This is a genomic window from Brevibacillus sp. SKDU10 (assembly GCF_001645205.1).
In the GTDB taxonomy this organism is placed as follows: domain Bacteria; phylum Bacillota; class Bacilli; order Brevibacillales; family Brevibacillaceae; genus Brevibacillus_B; species Brevibacillus_B halotolerans.
This window is the reverse complement of record NZ_LSSO01000137.1, coordinates 1-23,009: the sequence shown is the minus strand read 5'-3', so window position 1 is coordinate 23,009 and position 23,009 is coordinate 1. Positions and strand designations below refer to the sequence as shown.

The window sequence follows — 23,009 nt, the reverse complement described above, 5'->3', positions numbered from 1 at the left end:
ATATAATGATTGTTTGAATATTAGTTTTATTCTATAATTAAAACAGTCAAATAAACGTTTGAATATAGAGGTGAGAAATGAACAACGTATGGAACAAACTCATTTATAAATTAGGAGCACCTATCTATGATGTCTTTTTTAATTCCGGTATCTTTCTGAACGCAAGAAAAAAGGTGTTTGAAGACCTCGTCTTATCCAATAAGCAGCAAGTCCTATTTGTTGGGATCGGTACAGGAGCTGACTTGTGCTTTTTTACTGAACAGGACATTCAAATAATTGCCATAGATATATCTCCCTCAATGCTTTCCCAAGCGAAAGGAAAAACAAACAAAAAAATGAACATTCAATTCCTAGAAATGGATGCCCAACACTTAGCATTCTCTGACCAATCATTTGATATGGTTGTAGCCAATCTTATTCTTTCTGTAGTCCCTGATGCAAATCAATGTATGAAGGAGATTATAAGGGTAACCAAAGAGCGTGGTACGATCATCATTTTTGATAAATTTAAACCTAAAAATAAAAAGCTTTCTTTAAAGAAAAGACTGCTCCGTCCAGTTATCTCTTTACTTGGCACTGATATTGGACGTAACTTTGAAGTAATTGTTAAGCCGTACAAGGAGCAGATCATAGTGCAAGGAGATATCCCGATCTTATTTAAGGATATGTACAGAAAAATTACCCTGCAAAAGATTAAATGAGCTTCTCTATTCCCTTCTGATTCGATTGTGCTCGAAGTTTCCTTGTAAAGCTCTCTGGATCGAGAAAAAATTGTACACTAAACACTTCTATGATTGCCAAACTTGATTCCTTCATCGATGTTGGTATCCCCTTACTAATTGTTTAGGTTTACTCAAACAACCAATATTTTAATATGAAAGGTTATTCCTTGCGTAAACTTGTATCGCTGCCGATTGTTTGACTTCCCATAACGAACCACAAGTTGACTGTTGCAATGATGACATGCAAAGCCTGCCGCAAAACGAGTTTCCCGTAATTCATCAATTAGCCTTCCGCTGACAGAGGATGAAGGGTCAACATAACTCCATCCCAAGTTTGATGCTTTAAAATATGCCCATTCCTCTAAATAGGTAAAGACTTTGCTTACAAGTTAACTTAGTAAACTAGATTAACCTATTGATACTACTAATCCATTAATTAACTCAACTAATCCTTTGTCAAAAGCACAATTAAGGGCCTTTTTACCTTTACATTGTGGTAATAATAATTAGATCAATTTTTTCCAAGGAGTGTTATCCAAAATGATATTCTTGATATACTGTTTGTTGGTAGTCTTTCTAATTAGCTTTGGAGTTTATTTTTTAATTCTCCGTCAAAGAAATTACATTAGACAGAAGGGAAATGAGGAGCTTGTAAAAGTATTAAAAGAAATTTCTAATGCTTTGAATAAGAAAGAATAACCCTTTCTTTCACTAGGGTGCTACTCGATAACCGTTACATTACATTCAACGAAAGAAGTTGAATTCACGGAGTTCCTTTTTTCCTTCCTTAACGAAAAAACACCTCTCTAGCCAGTCAGATACCTTTTTGAAAAGACCTATGATTCCCTCAGATGTTACTAAGTAGGCTCTCCTATGCGTTTATTACTTTATTTTACGAAAGGGGCCCTCGACCGAAAGGTAAAGGGCTTGTTAAGGAGGCGAAAGTTGCCTAACTTTCACTGTTATTATATTGAAGAATGAAGTAAAAGTTTCTCAGAAGTTCCCAAAACGAACCGAATACGTGAAGAAGAACAGATAAAAGAGTGGACAACAGAAGATGCTTGCTGTCCCGGCGATCCAGACGACTTCCTTTTTGGTCTGTAAGTTAACTTGGCAAACTAGGTTGACTTATTGGTAACACTAGGTTATATAGTTAACCAAACAGGATTATTGAAAATATTTTAAGAAAAAACTCGGTTATTGTTTATTGCTGATTTATTAATAAAAAAAGAGAGGCTATTGAAAAACTATATCAATTGCCTCTTTGTCGTATTCCAAAATCCATTTGTTGTAATTTTTGTACAGAAGTCTAAGAGACTCTATGGATGATGTAATAACATCGCAACCTGCCATCAGATTCATCAATTATGTAAAACCTTAAAATGAAATAAAACAGATAAAGACTAAGATAAATGAGCTTCTATTTTTAGTCCTTATCTGTTTACAAAAAAACATTTATTGCTTTTGTTTCGTATGTCGAGAAATTTGTGTGATCCAAAATGTTTATTGCCAATTTTGTGTCGTAAGTGTCGCAGTTTTATATCGCTGAACCCTACCAGATTGGATACTACCCTAATAAAAAAGAGCCATTATGTTTACATAATAAATATTATGTGTATTATTTTTATGCCGATTCCTTCCTATTTAAATGTGCCTCTTCTCTTATTATCTTTCTACCTATTCTTTTGAAAGTGCTACCGAGAAAAATCTATTTCCCCTAAAAAGGATGGCCTACTGTTTATATAAAGGAGCTATTTTATCAATCCGATTTGTCCATATCCCGCCGCTATAATTGTTTGGAAGGCGGTTTATATCCTCAGGAGAGTCAAATCCACTTGAAAATCCTCCTCCATCTCCACCTACAATAATGACTCGTGTGTCCATTTCATCCATCCGATTCAGAAAACGATTCGGCCATCCCCATAACCAAGGAGCAATCTGATCAGGTATATGTAACTGGGCATGCTTTAGACTAGCGGGTACGTAGCCGGTCCACCCTATTGCCATATAAGTAAGAAGATCTTTTTTCAATGAAGCCTTTGACATGGTTCTCAGGCTAGGTATTCGCTCCTTTATCTCAGCTACCGGATTATCCCCGCCATACACAGTTAATTGATCCAGACGGCTAGCTGGTAGTTTTTGCAGATAAGCCGCCATTTGAATTCCTTCATTGGGATCATTACTTTTGATATGAATCAGAAAGGAACGATCAGGAAAATGGTTCAGCACCTCATCCAGAGTTGGCATTAGATTTATTCCTTTCCCTCGGAATGGAAAGGTTTTACCGCCATCTGCCGTATAGCCGTATCCAATATCGAGTGCTTGCAGCTCTTTGGTTGTATAATCTCTTGTAACACCCTTCCCATTTGTACGACACTCAAGAGTCCAATCATGGAAAACAACAAAATTGTTATCTTTTGTCCATTGAACATCGAATTCTACTATATCCGCACCAGCTTTAAAAGCGGCATCCATAGAAGGGATGGTATTTTCTAAATAAGGATGCTCTGGCTTCATTATTCGCTCGGCTGTACAGGTATCATTCGTGATATTTTCCATGCTAAAGGTCTGAGCAAGTCCTCGATGAGCAAGCAGCAGAGGTGATCCGTCGGGCCGATGGGCAAACAAAGAACTGTTGTTACCATAGATAAATACAAGTAGGACAAGACATATCCAGACGATTTTTCGTTTCAATAGTTTCTTTATCATGTTCATTGGTTTCTCCTGTTCCATCTCTTGTTGATAGCTCTTACGTTGTGTTTGTTACATTCATACTCTTACATACTATAACCGATCTGATTGGTTTTACAATGATGCTGAGATGACATTTTACTCATATAAAACTAACAAATATATAGTTGATTGTTGGGTGGAATGGTTTTCTTTGCTATAAAATAGAATAGAGCAGTCCTATTGTCATGTAGATGACTATAGAACTGCTCGTGTCGAAATAAGCTCTTCTATTATTTACGTTGCGCTAGATATAGCTTGAGTGATGCGGGTACCTGCTTTTCCTGCCAAAGCTAAATCCGCCTGATCCAAGGAACAAATGATAGCAGCCCCGCCTTTTTCAGCAAAGCCTATGGCTGATTCCATCTTAGGTCCCATGCTTCCGGCACTGAACTGCCCTTCATCAGCATACTGCTTAGCTTCTTCCAGCGATATCGTTTCAAGTGATTTTTGATTTGGTTTGCCATAGTTCACATACACATTCTCAACATCTGTCAAGATCATAAATATGTCGGCATTCACATCTTGAGCAAGCTGGTAACCACTTCGATCTTTATCGATAACAGCTTCCACCCCTACAAGAGTTCCGTCCGATTGACGAGATACAGGTATACCTCCTCCACCCGCAGCAATTACGATGGTCCCTTGATCTGTCAGGGATTGGATTAAGTCAGCTCCGATAATCGCTTTTGGCATTGGAGACGGAACTACCCGACGCCAGCCTCTGCCTGCGTCCTCCTTAACAATCCAACCTTTTTCCTCTGCAAGACGCTTGGCTTCTTCTTCACTGTAGAAAACACCTATCGGTTTTGTCGGATTTTGGAATGCTGGATCTTCCTTTGATACTTCCGTTTGTGTCAGCATGCTTACTACGGAGTTATTTAGTCCGAGCTTTTGCAGCTCATTTAGCAGGCATTGATTCATCATATACCCGATAAAGCCTTGGGATTGTGCACTGCACACATGAAGAGGGAATGGCGGAACTACTTCTTTTGCTTCGTCCTGTTGACGCAATATATTTCCGACCTGCGGACCGTTCCCATGTGTGATAATTACCTCGTAGCCCTGCTTCACAATACGTGCGATTACCTCGCAGCTTTTCTGGATATTCTCCAGTTGATTTTCATAAGTAGCCTGCTGTTTGGGTTGTAAAATAGCGTTGCCCCCGAGAGCAATTACAACTTTTTGTGACAATTTGAATTCCTCCTTATTATCAGCATACCGATCAGTATGCCAAATGCTGTATCCAGACCTGAGCTATGACCTACGCGTAGCAAATCTCTAATCCTCTCATTCAAGCTGTCTGTATCCTTTTGTAGTAGAGAATGTAAAACATCTGTCACCACCGAGCTAAAGTCCCGCTTCAGTGCATACTTCAGGTATTCCCGACTGATATCTGTTGTCAGTGCTTCGTTCTCCACTAGCCTGGTTACGTGCACGCGGAAGGAGTCTGTCAGCACTTCCGTTACTGCATCCACTGCAAGCAGTCCCACCAGCATGTCGTCTCCAGAAGGAGTGAGGCCTTTTCCTCGACCAATCCAGTACCTGAGAACTTCATCGATCTGTGAGAAGTTCACAGTTGACGCAGCATCAATCAGTTGTAATACCTTCCGTTCACTTTCCGAACAAAACAGAGAGGATTCCTTCATGAAGCAGTGGATGAAATGCTCTACGGAAATATCAGTTCCTGTAGGTCGATTATCCTCTACTAGCTCAACTACAAACGCCTTCAAATGCCGAAGCAAAGATTCAGGATGCTCCGCCATCTGTTCTACAATGAGATGATAAGCATGTTTAGAGTTCAATTTTATATAAAACGTGGAAAAGAGAAGAGCCGACATGCCGCTGTCATAGCGAACGATTTCCCCTTGCTTGATCAATGAAACAAGCTTGGGTACCAGACTATCCTCCACATGAATGCCAAAAGGAAGCAGTCCGTTCTTTGTTCCCCCGATAAAAATAAGCCCATCTTCCATTCCGATATTAAATCCGTTCTGAAACAAACTATGGATATAGCCGGGGTTGCCGGTTTGGAGGAGAGGGTGTACAGACTGGCTGTACATCCCGTTTATCTGCAGTAACTCTTTCATGTCGCTCTCCCCTTTTCTGCGTTTTGTTAAATTAATCCCAGTTTTTGTGCATAAGCTTCCAGAGCTTTTTCAAAGCAAGCGAGAGGCGCACGAACTGTACCTGCGCCAATTTGACCAACACCAGGCTCCTTGTGGGCAATTCCAGTATTAATGACTGGTGTGATGCCTGTTTCTACTACTTTTCGTGCATCGATTCCGAGGCAGATACCTTGGAAGTTCCAAGTTGGAATCGTGAAGTTAGGGTTATGATCAATGCAAATTTCTGTCATCTCATTGCTGGTTGCTAGCGCATCTTCAAATCCGCCCGCACCGACGAAACGCGTAACACCTGGAGCTGCAACCATAGCCATACCGCCAACACCAAATGCTTCTGTAATAGCGCTATCACCGATATCAGGATTCGCCATTTCCTGGGAATAGCCTGTAAAGAATAATCCCTGAGGCGTATTAACTGGGGCTGTAAACCATTCGTCTCCCATACCGCTGATACGTATTCCGAAGTTTTTTCCATTTCTAGACATAGCTGTTACCACTGTGCCGTGCTGAATTGTTCTTGCAGCATCTAACACCGCTTTTGAGGTTGCCATCGCAACGTTCAGGAAAAACTGGTCAGTATCTGCTAGGAATTTCACTACATCGAATTTGTCTTTTTCAGACGCATCGGTTTGCAGGATATAAGGACTGATTTCTTTTAAAAATACAAGAGAGGCTGCGATGTTGCGTTGATGGAATTCGTCTCCCATCGTAATTGCCTTTGCCATCATGACGTTAATATTTAAGCCGTTCTCAGTCTGATACAAAGCCTTAGAGAGAGTAGGCCCCAAAACATCTCTCATCCATCTTAGACGCTGGATAACCTCCTCAGAATAGGCTCCGAATCGCAGTACTTTTCCGATTCCTTCATTCATCGTACAATAGGCACGATTTCCATCTGTCTGATTTTCTACAACCAAAAGTGGCATGTTGGCTGATGTAATACCGCCCATAGGTCCTACAGCTTTGACATGATGGCACGGAATGAATGTGATGTCCCCTTGTTTTAGCATGGTCATCGCTTCTTCTTCATTCGCCGCCCACCCTTCGAATAAGCATGCTCCTACGCAAGCCCCTTGCATTGGTCCTGTCATGTCGTCGAATTGAATAGGTGGACCTGCGTGGAGAAGCACCCGACCGTTTAATTCCTCTACTACGGATTTGGCAGGAACTACATCTACTAGAAAAGGAGCACCTGCTACAATTTTTTGAATAACTGCCTGATTTGCTTCGTCGATTGTTTGATAAGGTCCGTACATGCTACATCCTCCTAATCGAATATTAGTTTATTTGTATGTTCTTATATATATGCTTTGTAAGCGTTTTAATAATAACGAATTGTTTATGTTCAAAATGACAGCTTACTTCAATAAGCTCAAAATCTTACGCATTCTTTCATTTCCTCCAGCTACCGGGCGCCAATCAAAATGCACAGCACTTCCACCGTAGCTAGTTACTGCGTTTACAAATTTCTTGAGTCCCACATTAATCACTACCGGCTTTCCACTCAAAAGCTTACCAATGGATTCAGAAACCTTGTTATCTTCTTGTTCATACTGCTTGCCAGCAATGAATGATTTTTCCTTGTCGCTAAGCTGAATTCCCATCATGGAGAGAGCTGTCCGAACAGCCTGATTGTTGCTCTCTTTTACGATAACGCCAGCTTGCTCCAGCTTTTGCTTTTGCTCATGGTAATCTTGAGGGTCTTTTTCAGTTCCGCACACCGTTGCTACGAAATACAGGTTCTTGCCTTTTTCTCTAGCGTTACGTTGAGCTTTCTCTATGACAGGCAACAATGCGCCAGCCATATCATCATGAGAACCGTAACCTAAAACAACATCTAGTAAAATGATCGCTGTGGATTCATCCAAAGCTGCCTGCTCAATGTAATGGATTCTTGTCTCCGGATCAATCATTGGGTGAGGCTTGCCTTGTGTATACTTGTCATCCCCTAAGTCGATTACCTCATGACCTTTGGCTTTTAGCATATAGCCGTCTTCATGAATGAGTTGTCCTAATTCAAGACCTTTTGACATCAGGATAGCGGTTTCATAAGCAAGCGTACCACCCGAGTACAGACCTTTAATGGCTGTTTGTTCTGGTTTCAGCTCAACTTTCGGAGCCTCTGTACTTAGCATATTGTAGTTGGCCCTGATTTCTTTTCCTTTAGACAGATCCACGGCAATCATGGCAGTCTCTTCCAATGTATGGGCATAATATACGCTACCTTCATGTGCTTCAGGCTCTTCCCCTACAAAAATAGCAACTACTGGTTTTGAAATGCGGTGTAAAAGCTGAACCACCTGGTTACGAACTTCTTTTGCAGGAGGTTTAGAAATAACTACGATTACCTCGGTAGCTGGATGCTTCTCAAGTCCGGCAATAGCATCTAACATTGTAATTGCTCCGATAGTTTCAGAAAGGTCGCGACCACCTGTTCCGATTGCATGGCTTACGCCTCCACCCAAACGGTCAATAAGAGTGGTAACCTCCTGAATACCAGTACCTGAAGCTCCCACGACACCAATGTTGCCTTCTTTTACCACGTTGGCGAAAGCTACCGGAATACCGGACAAAATCCCTGTTCCGCAGTCAGGCCCCATGACCAGTAACCCTTTTTCATGGGCTTTTTGTTTGAGTCGTAGTTCATCCTCAATCGCAACGTTATCACTAAAAATAAAGGCATGCAGCCCGCGATCAAGTGCTTTATCTGCTTCTTCGGCTGCATATTGACCAGGTACAGAGATCAGAGCAAGATTGGCATTAGGAAGAGCTTGCATCGCTTTATCCCAAGTTCGGACGGATTCGAATTCCTGTTTGCTACTGCTGATAGCTTGGTTTTTCAGCTCCTCTTCAATGGTGGTCAGCACCTGTGCTACTTTGTCTTCATCGTCTGTATCAATCACGATGCACATATCGTTCGGTCCTGCTTTTTCTAGCTCATCGGTAAACATACCCGTATTTTGGAAAATCTCTTTATTCGCAGGTGTCCCCATCATAATGGAGGCTTGTTTGACTCCATCCATCGTGGAAATCTTGTTTGTTAGGAGCATGAGATTAACTGAATCTTGATAGGAATTTTCTTTAATGATGGAATATAGCATTAGTAAGAGCACCTCTTCCGTCAGATAAGTTGATTTATTCATTAAAGCATCACAGCGTCAATTGGATAAAGAATAAGGGTGCTGCTATAGGATGAATTCTCTTTATAGGCTAGCTATGAACTTACTTTGCAAAAGGATCTTTCTTGTCGTATTGGTTTTTATGAACAACGTCCGACACTAAATAGTCATACACATCATCCACGATTTCGATCCCGTTGCTCTCGCTCTGTTCCTCGCGAATTTTACTACGCTGTCCCGGATAAGATACTTCTTTAAACCCGGGAGCTGGTTTAATCTGATTCAAATCCTGCATTGTATTGGTAATGTTTTGTAAAAATCCAGACAGACTTGTAAAATAAGCAGGATTAATTACGATATGAAGCTGTCCCAGATTCCGATATTCTGTCAGGTCATGATACATCGATGACACTTTATTTCCAAACGGCAATCCGAGTAAAATACCGGAAAGTACATCTACCATCATCATTAATCCGTATCCTTTAGGTCCAGCGATTGGTACCAAAGCGTTCACTTGGAATGGATCTGTGGTTGGATGACCCTCTTTATCTACCGCCCAAGTATCTGGGATTGTTTCATTTTTTGATCTCGCATGTAAGATTTTTCCCCAAGCCTGTACGGTTGTCGCCATATCGAAAGTAATCATGTCGTCCCCGTGCCCAGGTGCAGCAAAGGCGATTGGATTTGTACCATAATACGGCTCTGAGCCACCAAATGGTACGACCATCGGATCAGATTGGCACAAAGAGATTCCAATCATCTTCTCTTTTGCTGCCTGCTGAACAAAGTAAGAGAGGGCTCCACTATGGCCGATTCTGCGAACACCTACAACTGCAAGACCGTTCTCTTTGGCCATTGCGATAGCTTCATCCATTGCTACCTTAGCCGCTACATGCCCTGCCCCATTGTCACCATCAAAAATAGCAGTGCAAGGACCCGTTTTTTCAAAGGTAAACGTAGGATACGCATTGGTACCACCCTTAGCAATCCGTTCGGCATAGTATTCTACACGCATGGCACCATGAGAATGAACACCCCTTGCATCCGCATGAACCAGAACGTCAGCTACTCCTTCTGCATGCTCCTCTGTCAATCCGGCTTTATGGAGTTTGCGAGTGATTAACTCCTTTAGCTCTTGTTTGCTTACTCTCATTTATGCCACCTTCCCTTTCACACTACAACCGCCTATTTTATTTAGCAAAGGGGTCTTTATGATCATAGGCATTTCGATGAACGATATCCGAAACTAGGTATTCATAGACATCATCGACAATTTCAATGCCATTTTTTTCGTATTCTTCCTGAATCATGTCGTTGTTTTGACCTGGGAAAAGCACCTGTTTAAAACCGGGTGCCGGCTTAATTTGATTCAGGTCGTCCATTGTAGCAGAAATATGTTGTTTAAACATATCTGCATCTGTAAAGAAAGCTGGATTAATAACAAGATGAAGCTGACCAAGGTTCCTATATTCAGTCAAATCATGGTACATGGAGGAAACTTTATTCCCAAATGGAAGATTAAGCAGAATACCTGAAAGCACGTCCACCATCATCATCAAGCCATAACCCTTTGGACCCGCGATCGGAAGCAAGGCATTTACCTTGAAAGGATCTGTGGTTGGATGCCCTTCTTTATCCACCGCCCAAGTATCCGGGATGGATTCCTGTTTAGATCGAGCATGGAGAATTTTCCCCCAAGCCTGTACAGTTGTCGCCATGTCCAGTGTCATGATGCGTTTACTATTGCTAGGGGCAGCAAATGCAATTGGATTGGTACCGTAGTACGGCTCAGAACCTCCGAAAGGAACGACCATTGGATCAGATTGGCACAGAGAAATACCAATCATCCCTGATTTTGCAGCCTGACGTACAAAATAAGAAAGAGCTCCGCTATGTCCAATTCTTCTGACGCCAACAACAGCTACTCCGTTTTCTTTGGCCATCTTGATAGCTTCGTCCATCGCCTGCTTAGCGGCTACATGACCTACTCCATTATCCCCGTCAAATACCGCTGTGCTAGGGCCTGTTTTTTCAAATGTAAACGAAGGATCAGTATTTAATCCGCCTTTTGCAATCCGTTCTGCATAGTATTCTACACGCATGGCCCCATGGGAATGAATGCCTCTAATGTCGGCATGGACCAGAACCTCCGCCACACCTTCCGCATGCTCTTGGGTCAAACCAGCTTTGTGCAGTTTATTGGTAATCAGATCTTTTAACTCTTGTCTGGATACTCTCAATTCCGACACCTCTATTACATTGGATTTCAGCAATACTGTGATTGCTCCTTAGCTATAACAAGGAGAATGGTAAAAAGCAGTCACCTTTTACCATCTTCCTCGTCTGCTGAGGCACTTCTCTTAGAGATCCGCGTCTCGGTTGCAGTCTTTCGAGTAAACATAAGCAAGCTTCTCTCGACCGACAGCGTAGCAAGCCTGCTGCACATATGGACCCATAAAGATATAATCGCCTTTTTTCACAGGAATCCACTCGTTATCGAGGTTGTACACTCCTTCACCAGAGAGTAAGTATGCTCCATGCTCCTGAACGTGCGTTTCGATGAATGGATGGCATGCACCCGGATCAAAGGTCAAAATGTGGAAATTCATATCAAAAGCTATTTCTTTTGGTAGAAGATCCTGAATTCGCATATCAGTCATGCCATCATAATCTTCCTCCGGGATATCATTTGAGTTACCGGAAACGACCCATGGTTTCAAGTCTTTTAACGGTTTATGTTTCTGCTTGTACAAGAATAGCTTGCTGTCACCATCCTTTAGGTTTTCCAAATACATTGTTGTTCCTGGTGGGCAGTATAGGTATCCGCCACTTGTCAATGTGTAAGCCTGATCATCAGCAGATGCCTTTACTTCACCTTCAAGAACATATACGAAGGTTTCGACAAGGTCTTGTCCACCAAAGCCATCTGTATTTTTGCCACCCTTATGCATCGTAACCACATAATCAACAAAGCTTGCTCCAAGCTTCGGAGTTGCCAAAATAGAAATCGAGCAGTTGTCAAAACCCGGAACCACGTTATTGACCAAGCCCTCCGGAGCAATCAAAGCATATTTGCCATGTTTAATGATGGAACGGCTGGATAGTAAGTCAGTTGGATAACCCATTGTCATTTCTCTCCAATTCTCTATTTTTTTGGGGCAATGATTCCGTCAGTACTAGACTAACGAAATCATTTGCTAAATTTGAATTCTTGTTCGTTGGCTTCTACCTTTTTACTGCGTGAGGTACTTTTTAGATTCGCAAAGAACAGGAATGCGGTACATACAATAATAATACCGATTGCGAGGTAAAAGCCCAAGATTTTGCTTCCTGTAGCATCTGAAATTAAACCGGTTACAAACGGAGCAACTACAGATGACATCATTCCAAAAAAGTTAAACACACCAAACGTTGTGCTATATCCTTGTTTCGGAGCAATATCTGCCACGTAAGAGATCATAATTGGATCTACGGCTAATTTACCGAAGAATCCATACATGATTAGGAACAAAATCAGTAATTCGTTGTTTTGCACCGCCACCGTTAGATACAGGGTAACTGCGGCTATAATTTGTAGCAAAATAACAACCATTATCTTTTTGTGCTTGAACTTGTCAGACAAACGGCTGAACAATAGTGCCCCTGGGACAGAAGCAAAGGCAACCAAAGCAGAGGCAAAGCCGATAGCAGCACCTTGAAATCCTCTTTCCATTTGCAGGTAACTAGGAAGCCAGGTTACAATCATGTAATACCCGTAACACACGGAAAAGTAAATGACATAAGCCGAAATCATGCGAATATCGCCAAAAAGCGTTTTCATTGTTGCTTTATCATTCGGATCTTTTTCTTTTGTTCCTTCAACAGCATTTTCTGCTGGTTTTTCCTTAATTACTTTAGCAAAGGCAATAACGATAATAATAATTAAAGCACCTGTGACATAAATGAGAGGTCTCCAGTCCCAGCCGAGTCCCTTTACCATGTAAGAGGAACCGATGTATCCAAGAGCCATTCCGAGCGCCGAGCCGCTGTTAATAATGGCAGTGGAAAAGCCTCGCTTCTCATTTGGGATTGCGGAGGATGAGATTGAATAAGCTGGTCCATAATAAGTACCTTGTCCAAGTCCTGCTAGGAAGCTTCCCACTAACAGGAAAGCCAAAGATGGTGCAATCCCTACTGTAAAGGCTCCAAAAGCAAAGATTAAGAAGCCCGGGATCAGCATTATTTTTCTTCCAAATTTATCAGCGAGAAAGCCGGATGGAATCTGCATAGAGGTATACGCCAGAAAAAACATACTGGAGATTAGACCCATGCTAGCATCTGATTCAACACCAAGCTGCACTTTAATTTCTGGTAAAATCGGGTTCAGTACAGTTCTGTAAATCCAGATGACAGTCCACCCAAGACAAAACAGAATGACGACCTTTTTCCAATACGCAAGACCACCTTGTTTAGCTGCTGGTGTATGTTCGTTCATCTCTTTTCTGCTCCTTACGATGAGGTTATGGGCAAACAATACGCCAAGATGTCACCTATTCTTTATAGGCTAGCTCATAAAGTGTACCGATCAGAGCTTTTACGCCCTCGGCTAAATCATGAGGCTCAGTATACTCAGCCGGGTTGTGGCTAATTCCCTTTCTACTTGGTACAAAAATCATTGCTGATGGAACAAACGGCGCTAGAATTTGAGCATCATGTCCTGCTCCGCTGTGCATTAGCTTATAATTCAAACCTTTTTCCTTACACTGTTTTTCGATTACTTCGACTACACGTTTATCCATAGGAACTGGGTCAGCATCCATCCACATATCAACCTTCAAACCTACGCCCATTTCTTCTGCAATGGCATTCATAGAAGCCATAATTTCTTCCGTAAATTGAACAAGCGCTTCTTTCTCAGTATGGCGAATGTCCATCGTAAATAGGGTATAGCCCGGAACCACGTTAACCACGTTTGGTTTCACTTCAATTTTGCCTACCGTCGCTACTAATGGATCTCCGTGCTTTTTCGTTCTGTTCATCACGTCACAGATCATGGTACTAGCGGCATGAACAGTATCCTTGCGATAACCCATCGGGGTCGTACCAGCATGGTTAGCTTCCCCTGTCACTTCTACGGTAAATCTGCGTTGGCCAACAATACTATGGACTACGCCTACAGATTTTTTCTCGTTTTCCAGAACACTGCCTTGCTCGATATGGATTTCTACAAATGTTTTCAGATCTTTGCGAATCTCAGTGGCTTCTTTACGAAAATCAAAGCCGCATTCTCTCATCGCATCCACAAAGGCTATGCCATCAAAGTCTGCTATGTTTTCTACTTCTTCGCGCTTTGCTGTGCAAACGATATTTTTGGAACCCCAGAATGCATAAGGGAAACGACTACCTTCTTCCTCAGCCATGGATACCACTTGTAGATTACGCAGCGGATTTCCGTATTTTTCCTTTAGATATTTAATCGCAAGCAATCCTGCGATAATACCGTATTGGCCATCGTAGAATCCACCATTGCCTACCGTATCCACATGAGAACCGGTTAAAATAGTTTCATCCTGATGCTTTGTTCCTCGTAGGCCTCCAAATAGATTACCTACCTCATCAAAATGGAAGTCAAAGCCTTCTTTATTCATCCAATCTTCTAAAGCTTTTTGAGCTTCTAACCACTCTTTCGAGTAGAGAAATCGGGAAATGCCCCCTTCAGGTTCTTTTCCAAAATGACCCAGCCACTCTAAATGCTGTACGATCTCTTTACTTAACTCTCCCATACTCACTGTTCCTTTCTCTGAAGATGAATTGATTCGTAAGACGTTTTCCTAACTTGCACCCTAATTGTAAGCGCTTACTATCATAGAGTCATTAACAGGAGTGGATAAAAGTCAAGCTAGGTATTTATCCATCTTGGGTAAAAAAAAGACGAGCATAGGCCCGTCTATCTTGCATTTTTGATTTTATTTTTCAGTTTTTACCAGATTTAGAATCTTAAGGCCTACACGAACTCCTAACATCTCCTCTGAGTCCTCAAAATCCATGCTCGTTATTTCTCTAATCCGTTCTAGTCTGTACATGACCGTTTTATAATGTACAAATAAATCATGGGCTGCTTTTGCAGCATTTTGGTTATGCTCTAAAAATACCTCGAGTGTATGCAGCAGATCATTTTTAATAGCACTCTTACTTTCAACCAATCTACTTAAAGAAGGAGGTATGAAAGAGGTTAGGACAGCAGGGTCTGGAAATTGACAAAGCAACCGGAAAAGTCCAAGCTCGGCAAAGGCGGTAATCGATTCTTTCCCATAGAGCTTCTCACCTAAATCCAATGCATCCTGCGCCTCTTGATAACTCCTAGAAATATCCATTACCGTTTCTGCTACATTCCCGATGCCGACCTGTACAACAATGTCTTTGGCTTTAGCACGGATCTTCTCTTGAATCTGACGTGCCCTCTCCTTCACAGCAGACAGCCAGCTTTTCCCCTTTCCTTCCTCCTCGTTGACTGGCAAGAGCAGGGTAATTGTATCTCCTCGTCTTCGCAGAATACCATTCACAAAATGAGAGCGCACAGCTTCATGTAAATCGCTGAAGGTTTTTGTTTGCAAGCTCCGTGAGCTTCGCAGCTTATCCATTTCATTTTGGCTCAATGACGTAATCTCTTCTTTTACATGAAATAAAAGAACAGCATATGAACGATCTAAATCCCAACCGATCAAATTAGCTCGATGATAAACCGTCTCTAGCATCTGGCTTTTACCCGTTAAAAGATCGTCAATAATGTCATTTTTAAATTCCCGTTCCACTTCTGCTACGGCAAATTGCTTGACTAGCTCAAGAGAAAGGGCAGTTGCAGCATTTTCAATCGCAATAAAATCTAGCTCTTCCAGCCGCTTATGAGCTTCCGTGATGACCAGATGCACTTTGATATGATTGATCGTCCGAATGGGTACCACTACCTGCTCGACAAATTGAGGCTTGGATTCACCTTCTGAAACCTGCGCCGTCAACCAATAATAAGGGAATTTCGTTTCAACTTCTTTTTCACGTTCCACTAAGCTATCCCGCTGTTCTATAGGCATCGTGTATGAGGAAGTAGCCGTCATGCAAACAAAATTCCGGTCATAAATGGCGACAGGGTTTCCAATCAATTCACCTAATGTAGCAATAATGGATTCCAGACCGGCATCCGTTAGGGAAAGCGCTGTGAAGCGATCATGTACTTCGATAAAGTATTTAAGCTTCATCACCTGATTATTAAACAGCTCTTCCATCACTGGATATAGCACGTCCACATAAGGAATGTCTTGAGGAATCTGGATAATGGGCAAAGCTGCTTGTTCACCCGCCTCCACGATTGCATCCGGGATTTTTTGGACGAATCGGTGGTTTTTGATCATCAAAGCACTGACTTTCTTTTCAGCAAGACGTAAGACAAATTCTCTCTGCTCGTCCTCTGTATAATTACGGATCGGATATAAGCTAGTCAGTAGCATCTCTCCACCCTTCAGCCAATCTGCAATATCGGGTGCTTCCATTATGGTGATCCCTTTAATCACATTGGAAAGCCCATTTTCTCCACCCAATACCTCCGCATCCTGTAATCTCTGCATTCTCAGTATATGCTCTACCCTAAACTCCATATCCTTCACTCCAACCCCTTCATTCGAAATAATCTTAGCTGTCTTTTATATAGAGAAAAGGCTCCATTTTCTTATGTGTTCCCATGCCAGCTATTGAGTCTTGTGACAGAAGACAGTACTATAAGCATACCAATACTATCACTAGAAGTCTTCGTTAAGATACATCGTAACAGAAAAGACAGACTTAAAAGGGAGAAATCAAGTGAGAACAATTTGTTATAAAACGGTTAATGGGATTCATTTGCTGGGGGATTTTTATAGCGCTAGCAAAACGAATGCCCCTGTTATTGTCTATATCCATGGTGGCGGATTTATTTTTGGATCGAGAAAAGATATGTTGCCGCAGCACATCACGCAATATAATCAGGCTGGATTCCATGTTTTTTCTATCGATTATCGATTGGCTCCCGAAACCAAGCTGCCTGCTATAGCCGAAGATGTGCAAGATGCTCTACGATGGGTTCGTGACGAAGCCCCGGGCATGCTTGGCATCGAGCCATCAGCGATTGCTGTAATAGGCTCTTCTGCAGGAGGTTATCTCGCTTTACTTGCAGGCTCTAAAGAGTCGTATGTAAAAGCAGTCGTCTCTTTTTACGGGTATGGGGATATTCGAGGGAATTGGGCGTCAGAGCCGAGTCCCTTTTACTTACAGAAAACGCTTGTCCCCAAGAAGTTAGCCGATCAATTAATCACGAAAGAAATACTTACAGAAAGCTCCATCCAGCAAAGATTCGGTCTTTATTTATATTATCGTCAGCAAGGTAGCTGGATTCGGGAAACGACGGGACTGGACCCCATACGAAATGAGGAAGAGCTAAAACTACTTTGTCCGATTGAGTACGTGAATCACTCACTCACTCCTATTATGCTCCTACATGGGGAAACAGATCATGATGTTCCTTGCGACGAATCTATATCTATGGCCGAACGGTTAAAAGGCGCTGGAATCGAGCATACACTCCTTACCCTCCCTGGTGAAGACCACTTGTTTGATCGACAACCAGATAAAGAAAACGTCCAGCGTGCGTTTGCTCAAGTGCTTGATTTTCTGTATTGTCATTTGACTTAAAATACTATAAAAAAACTTATTTTTTTGCAATGTAACTAGTTTCTGATTTCTACTACCAGCGAGCATGACTATCTACTTATTAATCCTATCTTCCAAAAATAATAAAACCAGTAAAAAACACAAAATAAAGTGTTTTTGTAGTTCTTTATTACAAATGGTAAGAACTACATGTAAATCGCATATGTTCTTAGATATCAAAATGAAAGAGGCAGTCAGAAAAAAAAACACTCTTCTGACTGCCTCTTTTTATTTACCTATCGAGCCCGTTAGTTCAACAACTTTTCCGTTACTTGTGGTACGGTTCATCGTACTGTATCTAAACAAAAAAAGCAGTTTAACCACAACATACACATCAGTATCCAAAGACAATCACTCTGATAATAGCAAGCAACCATCCAACAATCGCAAATGAAATCTTTCATTTCATGAGCATCGGATCATTTGGAGCAATCTTTCTCTCTTCCATTACTTATCTAGATGCTTTTGCACACCTTCTAGAAACTTGATGCGACTATAAGCGGGACCTCCTTCCATAAGCGGATCAACCACGTTAACATATACGTGATCTTGTTTAAAGGCATTCAGGTTTTGTATAATGGGATTCTTTTTCAAGTCTTCAAATGCATGTTTCGCTTCTTGCGTTTCACTCGTAGAGAATTGTACAAATAAATAATCTGGGTTCATTTCCGCCAGCTGCTCGATAGAGATCGCTTCTTGCGTTTTCACCATGCTTATCTGTTGCGGAACCTCCAAACCAATTTCGTCGTATAAGACAGGGTTAAAGTAAACATCTCTCGGGTAAACGAAAGCTTGTGACCCACGAATGCGAACAGCGGCTACTTTTTTGCCTTGAAGCTTTTCTTTTAACAATGCTTTTACTGCTTGTGTATCTGTTTCATATTGAGATAGAATCTTGTCTGCCTCTGTTTGCTTTCCTGTTAATTCTGCCATTAGCTTCAAATTAGATTCCCAGTCTATAGCAATATGCGATACCAAAATAGTGGGAGCGATTTTTTGCAATTTCTCCACTGCTTCTTTTTGGAACTTGGATGAACCTAAAATAACGTCTGGCTTTAATTGCAATATTTTCTCAAAGTTGGGTTCCTATTTTTCACCAATTGATTCCGACTTGCCCGTTACCGAAGCAAACATTTCTGGAAACTTTCCACCTATCGATATTGCCCCTACTGGGTGAACGTCAAGCACTACCGCATCCTCCATCGCTTCCATAGCCCCAGTAATCACAATTTTTTCTACCTTTTGTGGAACGGTATACTTTTCACCGAGATACTCAATCGTTCTTGTTTCGCTCGCTCCTGCATTGTCCACTTCGGCTCGTGCTGTTTCGTTGTTGTTGCTAGAGGTTGAACTTGCTTCATTCTGTTTTTCTCCTCCACATGCAGCCAAAACCAGCATGAATAATGCTATCAATCCAACCAGCATAAGCTTTTTATTCATTTTTCAGTTGAACCCCTTTTTAAAAAAATCTCGAAATAGAAATTTTGATGATCTATATCTAGTTCCATTTTTAAATCCCTGTCTCAAAGCGACAGCTTATGTAATCCCCAAATGCTCACGCAAGGTGACACCCGTATATTGGCTTCTGAACAAGCCTCGTTCAACCAACTGCGGCATCAGTTTTTCAAAAAATATTTCCATTGATTTTTCTGAACCGCCTGGAAGAGCTATAAATCCGTCAATCGCTCCTGCCTCAAACCGCTCAATAATGTCGCTTACCACGTCATCAACCGTTCCAACAGAAACCCAGTGAGCAGATCCGACAACCTCCGGCCTTGCCAACACCTCTTCGACTGTAGGCTGATGGTTCGTAATATACTGGCGCAACAGCTCAGCATGAGTTCGGCTGCGGACTGGCTGATTCGGATCAGGCAGCATATCGGCAGTTACGCGATGATCCAAAGCAAAGCTGCTTAAATCAAGGCCGAGCACTGATTTGAGCGATGCATGCCTGCGCTCCAGACTCAAATGTGCGTGTGCTGCCCTATGTAACTCATTCGCTTCCTCGCGAGTATCGCCCAAGAAAAAATATAGTCCAGGCAAAACTTTGATCGCGTCCGGATTTCGTCCATGTTCCTTGGCTCTTTTTCTCAGATCAGTTCGCAATTCCACTCCGGATTCAAGGTCTGGCATCGCCGCAAATATAGCATCCGCTACTGTAGAGGCAAAATTCCGTCCTATATCCGACGCACCTGCTTGAAAAAAAGGAATAAATCCCGATTTATGGGCGGGCATAGTAAGCGGTCCCTTGACACTGAAAAACTCACCTGAATGATCAATTGAGGAAACCTTATCCCTATTAGAAAACATGCCTGACTCCCGATCCATTACAATTGCTTCATTCGGGAAACTTGCCCAGAGCTTGCGTACGACATCCGTAAATTCCATTGCTTTCGCATATCTTTCTTGCGGTGAAGGCATAGGGGAATCACCGAAATTTTCGGCGCCTTCGATAGAAGTGACAATATTCCAGCCAGCACGTCCATTGCTCAGCCAGTGCAAAGACTGAAGCTGTCTGGCAACAACATACGGCGGATTAAAAGTCGTAGAAATAGTCGTAACCAGCCCGATCCACTCGGTCTCACGAGCAATCGCTGCGAATATCATCGTAGGGTCAGGGCTACCGAAATTAGCGGAATCGCCCAACATCTGTGGGCTCACATACAGATAATCCGCCCTGAAAAGAAAATCGAGTTTTGCCTTCTCCGCTATTTTTGCCAAATCAATATAATAATCTATAGAACCCATTTTTTCCACACCGCTGTCTGGGCGCCGCCATCCGTCTCCTTTCATCCAAGTTGCAGACAGGGACAAACCGATGCACAATTGTCTATTTTCCGTTATTTTTATCACCCTTTCCTACTAAATAATCCGATCAGAGGCATGCTTTAGAAAGCGAAGTCGACCGATTGAACATTCAGCAACATCGCCGCTCCATGGCAACAACACTCCGACGATCATGATGAGAACCGCCTGGATTTGAGCCAAGATCGGCAAAAGCGTTATCGCGTCCGAACCACCTGTCCTAGATATTCTCGGTCAAATCGACCATTGACGAGCACACCCTTACATTTACTTAATCACCCCCAAAAAATAACAATGATTCTCATTATCAATGAATAGTGTAGCAAGAACTGAAACAAAAGCAAATGCACAAATCACGAATGTCATATGCATCATTATCTAATTGATAGGTAAGCGGAGGGAGACACACCGAATTTTTTTTAAAGACTCTGCTGAAATATAGCGGATTGGCATACCCCACACTGACCGCAATGTCGCTGATGGGAAAATTGCCTACTTTCAGTAATTCGCTCGCTCTTTCCATACGATAATGAATGACATAGTCGATCGGACGAAACCCAGTATATTTGTGAAAGTAGTAGGAGAAGCGTTTGGGACTCATCCCATGCAACTCAGCCAATTCGTCGAGTGTCAGCGGATTCATATAATGTCTGTTAATGTATGCAATGGCTTCCTCTATCACCCTTTTACTCGGAGAACAGCCACTCTCTCGATGCCTGCAACCTACCAGAACTTGATGCATGATGCTTAAGAATAATTCCTTGACACGAAGTTTCCCAATCCCGCCAAGTGTATAGGCATTCTGATGCATCATGATCAGTAATTCTATCACTCTCGGATTTGCTCCCGGTTCCAGCTTGAAATGAGAGTCGCATACATGACCGCTATTTTCACCTAGCTTATCCAATCTATAAAAAAGCAAATAGTACTCGTACTCAGATTTGCCTAAAACCTGCGAGTCAAGTTGCATGCCTGGAGCCGCATGTAATACTGTTCCTGGATGTAATTCGTAGGCAGTTCCATTCACGCACAATCTAGCTTCTCCACGAATGGTAAAAAGAAATCCATGCCTTTCGGTCCTAAATTCGCGCAATATACTTTTCGGCTGGATGACTAACCGGTAGGCACCTTCTACATCATAGGAACCACTAGCAAATATCTCGGCTAATTTATCCACATCTATCATTGTTCTGCTCCTTATCCATGGAAAATGATCAAATAATTATATTCTCTTGATTTAAGTCAATGACCAGTCAAGCTCCTCCTATTAAAATGAAAATAAACATTGTCATATAGGAGGCTATCTTATGGTTGCCTCAGTAAAAGAGTTATCAAATGAGCGAAAAGCCGCCATAACTGCTGGCACATCAATTATCATCATGGAACTGGCTGCATTTTTTTCTTATGGTTTTGTCCATGAAAGCCTTGATAAAGGGCGATGCCAGCACCACATTTCATGTCATCAAATAGCCTTTTTAAAGCCGAAATTTTGGGGTGAGCCATCATCATGATAACTGACAATGTAGTAGCTTGGGCTCTGTATATTTTCCTGAAGTCCATTCATCTTGGAACTCGCTCAGGTTTTCCTCACCATCTTGCGTATCATGGTTTCTAATTGTGAGTGTTTTTGAAACATGTCCTTTTCGACTTCAAGATCACCAACAACCATGATACAGTCTTCTATACAAATGAAGGTGTACGCAGATGGCTTATGTTGCCGATGACGATTGAAAATCGAGACCGCTTGCTCTTCTGTGTAGAAATTGAACGTGATTTCTTTTCCCGTAACCCCCGCATTCGTGTAAAGGAGCTTACAATTTAGAACTGCATCCACTCTCCACTTTACCACTATTTGTGATAAGGTCTACTGCAAATAATCTTGAACTGTCCTGCATGTTGGTAAATCTGGAATGTTATTGAAACAAAGAGATCAGAAGCACTCTCTGTCGCATGGAAAGAGACATCAGTCATGGATAATTCCCCATCTGAAACAAAGACAACCAGGGCTACCGAGGAACCACTACATATTATTGACCCAAATTACAAGCAAAAAATGCGGATATATTTTAGGATGAGCCTTATAAAAAACGGAAGGTGAACGGTGGTCCTAGTGGGTTGGAATTAGAGGCGGATAAACACGCGGAAGAGCCTTTAGAAATTGAATTACGAATTAAATGACGTAATGCAATCGGAAGTAACTTGAATGATTCTATTAAAGAATGAAAAAGAGGAGTCTACGAGTTTACATGAATACGAATAACAATAATAGGGCTGTCTTTTGTCATCTCTTACGACTTCGAGGACAGCCCCATTTTACATATAGGAAGTAGCTTTAATCTAGGAGTAGCTTTAATCCGTTTATTCTATAGCTTGAGCTAGCTGTGTGAAAATAACTCCCAATGCAAAAGCTCCTGCATCTGGATAACCGAGACTTCTTTCACCGACTGTTCCTGCTCGGCCCATTCTAGCGACAATGGACTCGGTTTTCTTAGCCCCTAGTACAGCAGCTTCTGCCGCTTTGGTAGCTGCTGTCTTACTATCCTCGCCCTCTTTGGCACTTTTCTCCCAGGAATCGGAAAAAGGTACAAGCGCATCAATCAAGGTCTTATCTCCGACTACTGCTCCTCTTCCAAAGGACCTTTCTCCCGTATCCTGAATGCCTTTGACAACAGCCTTCGTCATGCCAGCAAAATCTGAAACGGATAATTCGGTCTTGTCTTTGGCAAATTTACTTGCGGCTCGGAATGCTGATCCCCATATTGGCCCAGAAGCCCCGCCACAATGCTCCATAA

At 42.0% G+C, this 23,009-nt stretch carries 19 protein-coding genes and 3 pseudogenes; 3 read left to right on the top strand and 19 right to left on the bottom strand.

Features of this window, described 5'->3' with window-relative positions; translation table 11 throughout:
- Positions 1–77: 77 nt before the first annotated feature.
- On the top strand, positions 78–701 hold the full coding sequence (locus AYJ08_RS08490; protein ID WP_064017346.1) for a class I SAM-dependent methyltransferase: 624 nt from the start codon (positions 78–80) through the stop codon (positions 699–701).
- Here AYJ08_RS08490 and AYJ08_RS24740 read toward each other — a convergent pair.
- The 14 genes and pseudogenes from AYJ08_RS24740 to AYJ08_RS08435 all read right to left on the bottom strand — a co-directional run bounded on the left by AYJ08_RS24740 (position 694) and on the right by AYJ08_RS08435 (position 16,325).
- Positions 694–816, bottom strand: a complete 123-nt coding sequence (locus AYJ08_RS24740; RefSeq protein ID WP_255365456.1) for a hypothetical protein — start codon at positions 814–816, stop codon at positions 694–696. The genes AYJ08_RS08490 and AYJ08_RS24740 overlap by 8 nt on opposite strands.
- Before the next feature lie 82 nt (positions 817–898).
- A pseudogene (locus AYJ08_RS22920) lies at positions 899–1,042 on the bottom strand (transposase-like zinc-binding domain-containing protein); the annotation flags it as partial.
- 916 nt (positions 1,043–1,958) lie between these two features.
- A complete protein-coding gene (locus AYJ08_RS22915) occupies positions 1,959–2,075 on the bottom strand; it encodes a DUF3885 domain-containing protein (RefSeq protein ID WP_231929058.1) in 117 nt (38 codons plus the stop codon).
- Between the two features lie 378 nt (positions 2,076–2,453).
- On the bottom strand, positions 2,454–3,437 hold the full coding sequence (locus AYJ08_RS08485) for a glycerophosphodiester phosphodiesterase family protein (RefSeq protein WP_064017345.1): 984 nt from the start codon (positions 3,435–3,437) through the stop codon (positions 2,454–2,456).
- A 252-nt stretch (positions 3,438–3,689) separates the two neighbouring features.
- Positions 3,690–4,646 carry a carbamate kinase gene (gene arcC, locus AYJ08_RS08480; RefSeq protein WP_064017344.1) on the bottom strand — a complete coding sequence of 319 codons (957 nt, stop codon included), beginning with the start codon at positions 4,644–4,646 and terminating at the stop codon, positions 3,690–3,692.
- Positions 4,628–5,542 (bottom strand): oxamate carbamoyltransferase subunit AllH family protein, encoded by a 915-nt coding sequence (locus AYJ08_RS08475; protein WP_064017343.1) that lies wholly within the window; start codon positions 5,540–5,542, stop codon positions 4,628–4,630. Before AYJ08_RS08475 ends, arcC begins: the two co-directional genes overlap by 19 nt.
- 26 nt (positions 5,543–5,568) lie before the next feature.
- Entirely contained in the window at positions 5,569–6,834 is a 1,266-nt protein-coding gene (locus tag AYJ08_RS08470) for a YlbE family protein (RefSeq protein WP_064017342.1), read from the bottom strand.
- A gap of 102 nt (positions 6,835–6,936) precedes the next feature.
- Complete coding sequence (gene fdrA / locus AYJ08_RS08465) at positions 6,937–8,679, bottom strand: acyl-CoA synthetase FdrA (protein WP_064017341.1); 1,743 nt, start codon at positions 8,677–8,679, stop codon at positions 6,937–6,939.
- Between the two features lie 121 nt (positions 8,680–8,800).
- A complete protein-coding gene (gene allD, locus AYJ08_RS08460) occupies positions 8,801–9,850 on the bottom strand; it encodes an ureidoglycolate dehydrogenase (protein ID WP_064017340.1) in 1,050 nt (349 codons plus the stop codon).
- Between the two features lie 37 nt (positions 9,851–9,887).
- Positions 9,888–10,937 carry an ureidoglycolate dehydrogenase gene (gene allD, locus AYJ08_RS08455; protein WP_064017348.1) on the bottom strand — a complete coding sequence of 350 codons (1,050 nt, stop codon included), beginning with the start codon at positions 10,935–10,937 and terminating at the stop codon, positions 9,888–9,890.
- Positions 10,938–11,057: 120 nt separating this feature from the next.
- A complete protein-coding gene (gene allE, locus AYJ08_RS08450) occupies positions 11,058–11,822 on the bottom strand; it encodes a (S)-ureidoglycine aminohydrolase (protein WP_031414910.1) in 765 nt (254 codons plus the stop codon).
- 65 nt (positions 11,823–11,887) lie between these two features.
- Positions 11,888–13,171: an MFS transporter gene (locus AYJ08_RS08445; RefSeq protein ID WP_064017339.1), complete on the bottom strand. Its 1,284-nt coding sequence runs from the start codon at positions 13,169–13,171 to the stop codon at positions 11,888–11,890.
- Between the two features lie 55 nt (positions 13,172–13,226).
- A complete protein-coding gene (gene allC / locus AYJ08_RS08440) occupies positions 13,227–14,459 on the bottom strand; it encodes an allantoate deiminase (RefSeq protein ID WP_064017338.1) in 1,233 nt (410 codons plus the stop codon).
- 183 nt (positions 14,460–14,642) lie between these two features.
- Positions 14,643–16,325, bottom strand: coding sequence for a PucR family transcriptional regulator (locus AYJ08_RS08435; protein WP_064017337.1), 1,683 nt, complete (start codon positions 16,323–16,325; stop codon positions 14,643–14,645).
- A 202-nt stretch (positions 16,326–16,527) separates the two neighbouring features.
- Here AYJ08_RS08435 and AYJ08_RS08430 point away from each other — a divergent pair, with 202 nt between their 5' ends.
- Positions 16,528–17,394, top strand: a complete 867-nt coding sequence (locus AYJ08_RS08430; protein WP_064017336.1) for an alpha/beta hydrolase — start codon at positions 16,528–16,530, stop codon at positions 17,392–17,394.
- Between the two features lie 465 nt (positions 17,395–17,859).
- On the opposite strand, the pseudogene AYJ08_RS08425 reads toward AYJ08_RS08430, so the two are convergent.
- The 3 genes and pseudogenes from AYJ08_RS08425 to AYJ08_RS08415 all read right to left on the bottom strand — a co-directional run bounded on the left by AYJ08_RS08425 (position 17,860) and on the right by AYJ08_RS08415 (position 21,403).
- Positions 17,860–18,852 (bottom strand): annotated as a pseudogene (locus AYJ08_RS08425) (ABC transporter substrate-binding protein).
- A 96-nt stretch (positions 18,853–18,948) separates the two neighbouring features.
- Positions 18,949–20,256: an NtaA/DmoA family FMN-dependent monooxygenase gene (locus tag AYJ08_RS08420; RefSeq protein WP_064017347.1), complete on the bottom strand. Its 1,308-nt coding sequence runs from the start codon at positions 20,254–20,256 to the stop codon at positions 18,949–18,951.
- Positions 20,257–20,524: 268 nt separating this feature from the next.
- A complete protein-coding gene (locus AYJ08_RS08415; RefSeq protein ID WP_231929057.1) occupies positions 20,525–21,403 on the bottom strand; it encodes an AraC family transcriptional regulator in 879 nt (292 codons plus the stop codon).
- A gap of 121 nt (positions 21,404–21,524) precedes the next feature.
- Here AYJ08_RS08415 and AYJ08_RS08410 point away from each other — a divergent pair, with 121 nt between their 5' ends.
- Positions 21,525–21,728 carry a hypothetical protein gene (locus AYJ08_RS08410; RefSeq protein ID WP_064017335.1) on the top strand — a complete coding sequence of 68 codons (204 nt, stop codon included), beginning with the start codon at positions 21,525–21,527 and terminating at the stop codon, positions 21,726–21,728.
- A 48-nt stretch (positions 21,729–21,776) separates the two neighbouring features.
- On the opposite strand, the pseudogene AYJ08_RS24405 reads toward AYJ08_RS08410, so the two are convergent.
- Positions 21,777–22,000: pseudogene (locus AYJ08_RS24405) on the bottom strand (Crp/Fnr family transcriptional regulator); the annotation flags it as partial.
- A gap of 575 nt (positions 22,001–22,575) precedes the next feature.
- Positions 22,576–23,009 (bottom strand): DAK2 domain-containing protein (locus AYJ08_RS08400; protein WP_157452838.1); only part of this gene is annotated, 434 nt, incomplete at its 5' end.

Bases quoted from the DNA above. Each gene is read 5' to 3' on its own strand.
- AYJ08_RS08485 (WP_064017345.1), bottom strand. From the start codon at position 3,437: ATGAACATGATAAAGAAACTATTGAAACGAAAAATCGTCTGGATATGT.
- AYJ08_RS08415 (WP_231929057.1), bottom strand. From the start codon at position 21,403: ATGATAGATGTGGATAAATTAGCCGAGATATTTGCTAGTGGTTCCTAT.
- AYJ08_RS24740 (WP_255365456.1), bottom strand. From the start codon at position 816: ATGAAGGAATCAAGTTTGGCAATCATAGAAGTGTTTAGTGTACAATTT.
- AYJ08_RS08470 (WP_064017342.1), bottom strand. From the start codon at position 6,834: ATGTACGGACCTTATCAAACAATCGACGAAGCAAATCAGGCAGTTATT.
- allD (WP_064017340.1), bottom strand. From the start codon at position 9,850: ATGAGAGTAAGCAAACAAGAGCTAAAGGAGTTAATCACTCGCAAACTC.
- AYJ08_RS08410 (WP_064017335.1), top strand. From the start codon at position 21,525: ATGGTTGCCTCAGTAAAAGAGTTATCAAATGAGCGAAAAGCCGCCATA.
- AYJ08_RS08435 (WP_064017337.1), bottom strand. From the start codon at position 16,325: ATGGAGTTTAGGGTAGAGCATATACTGAGAATGCAGAGATTACAGGAT.
- allE (WP_031414910.1), bottom strand. From the start codon at position 11,822: ATGGGTTATCCAACTGACTTACTATCCAGCCGTTCCATCATTAAACAT.
- allC (WP_064017338.1), bottom strand. From the start codon at position 14,459: ATGGGAGAGTTAAGTAAAGAGATCGTACAGCATTTAGAGTGGCTGGGT.
- AYJ08_RS08475 (WP_064017343.1), bottom strand. From the start codon at position 5,542: ATGAAAGAGTTACTGCAGATAAACGGGATGTACAGCCAGTCTGTACAC.
- AYJ08_RS22915 (WP_231929058.1), bottom strand. From the start codon at position 2,075: ATGGCAGGTTGCGATGTTATTACATCATCCATAGAGTCTCTTAGACTT.
- fdrA (WP_064017341.1), bottom strand. From the start codon at position 8,679: ATGCTATATTCCATCATTAAAGAAAATTCCTATCAAGATTCAGTTAAT.
- AYJ08_RS08445 (WP_064017339.1), bottom strand. From the start codon at position 13,171: ATGAACGAACATACACCAGCAGCTAAACAAGGTGGTCTTGCGTATTGG.
- AYJ08_RS08490 (WP_064017346.1), top strand. From the start codon at position 78: ATGAACAACGTATGGAACAAACTCATTTATAAATTAGGAGCACCTATC.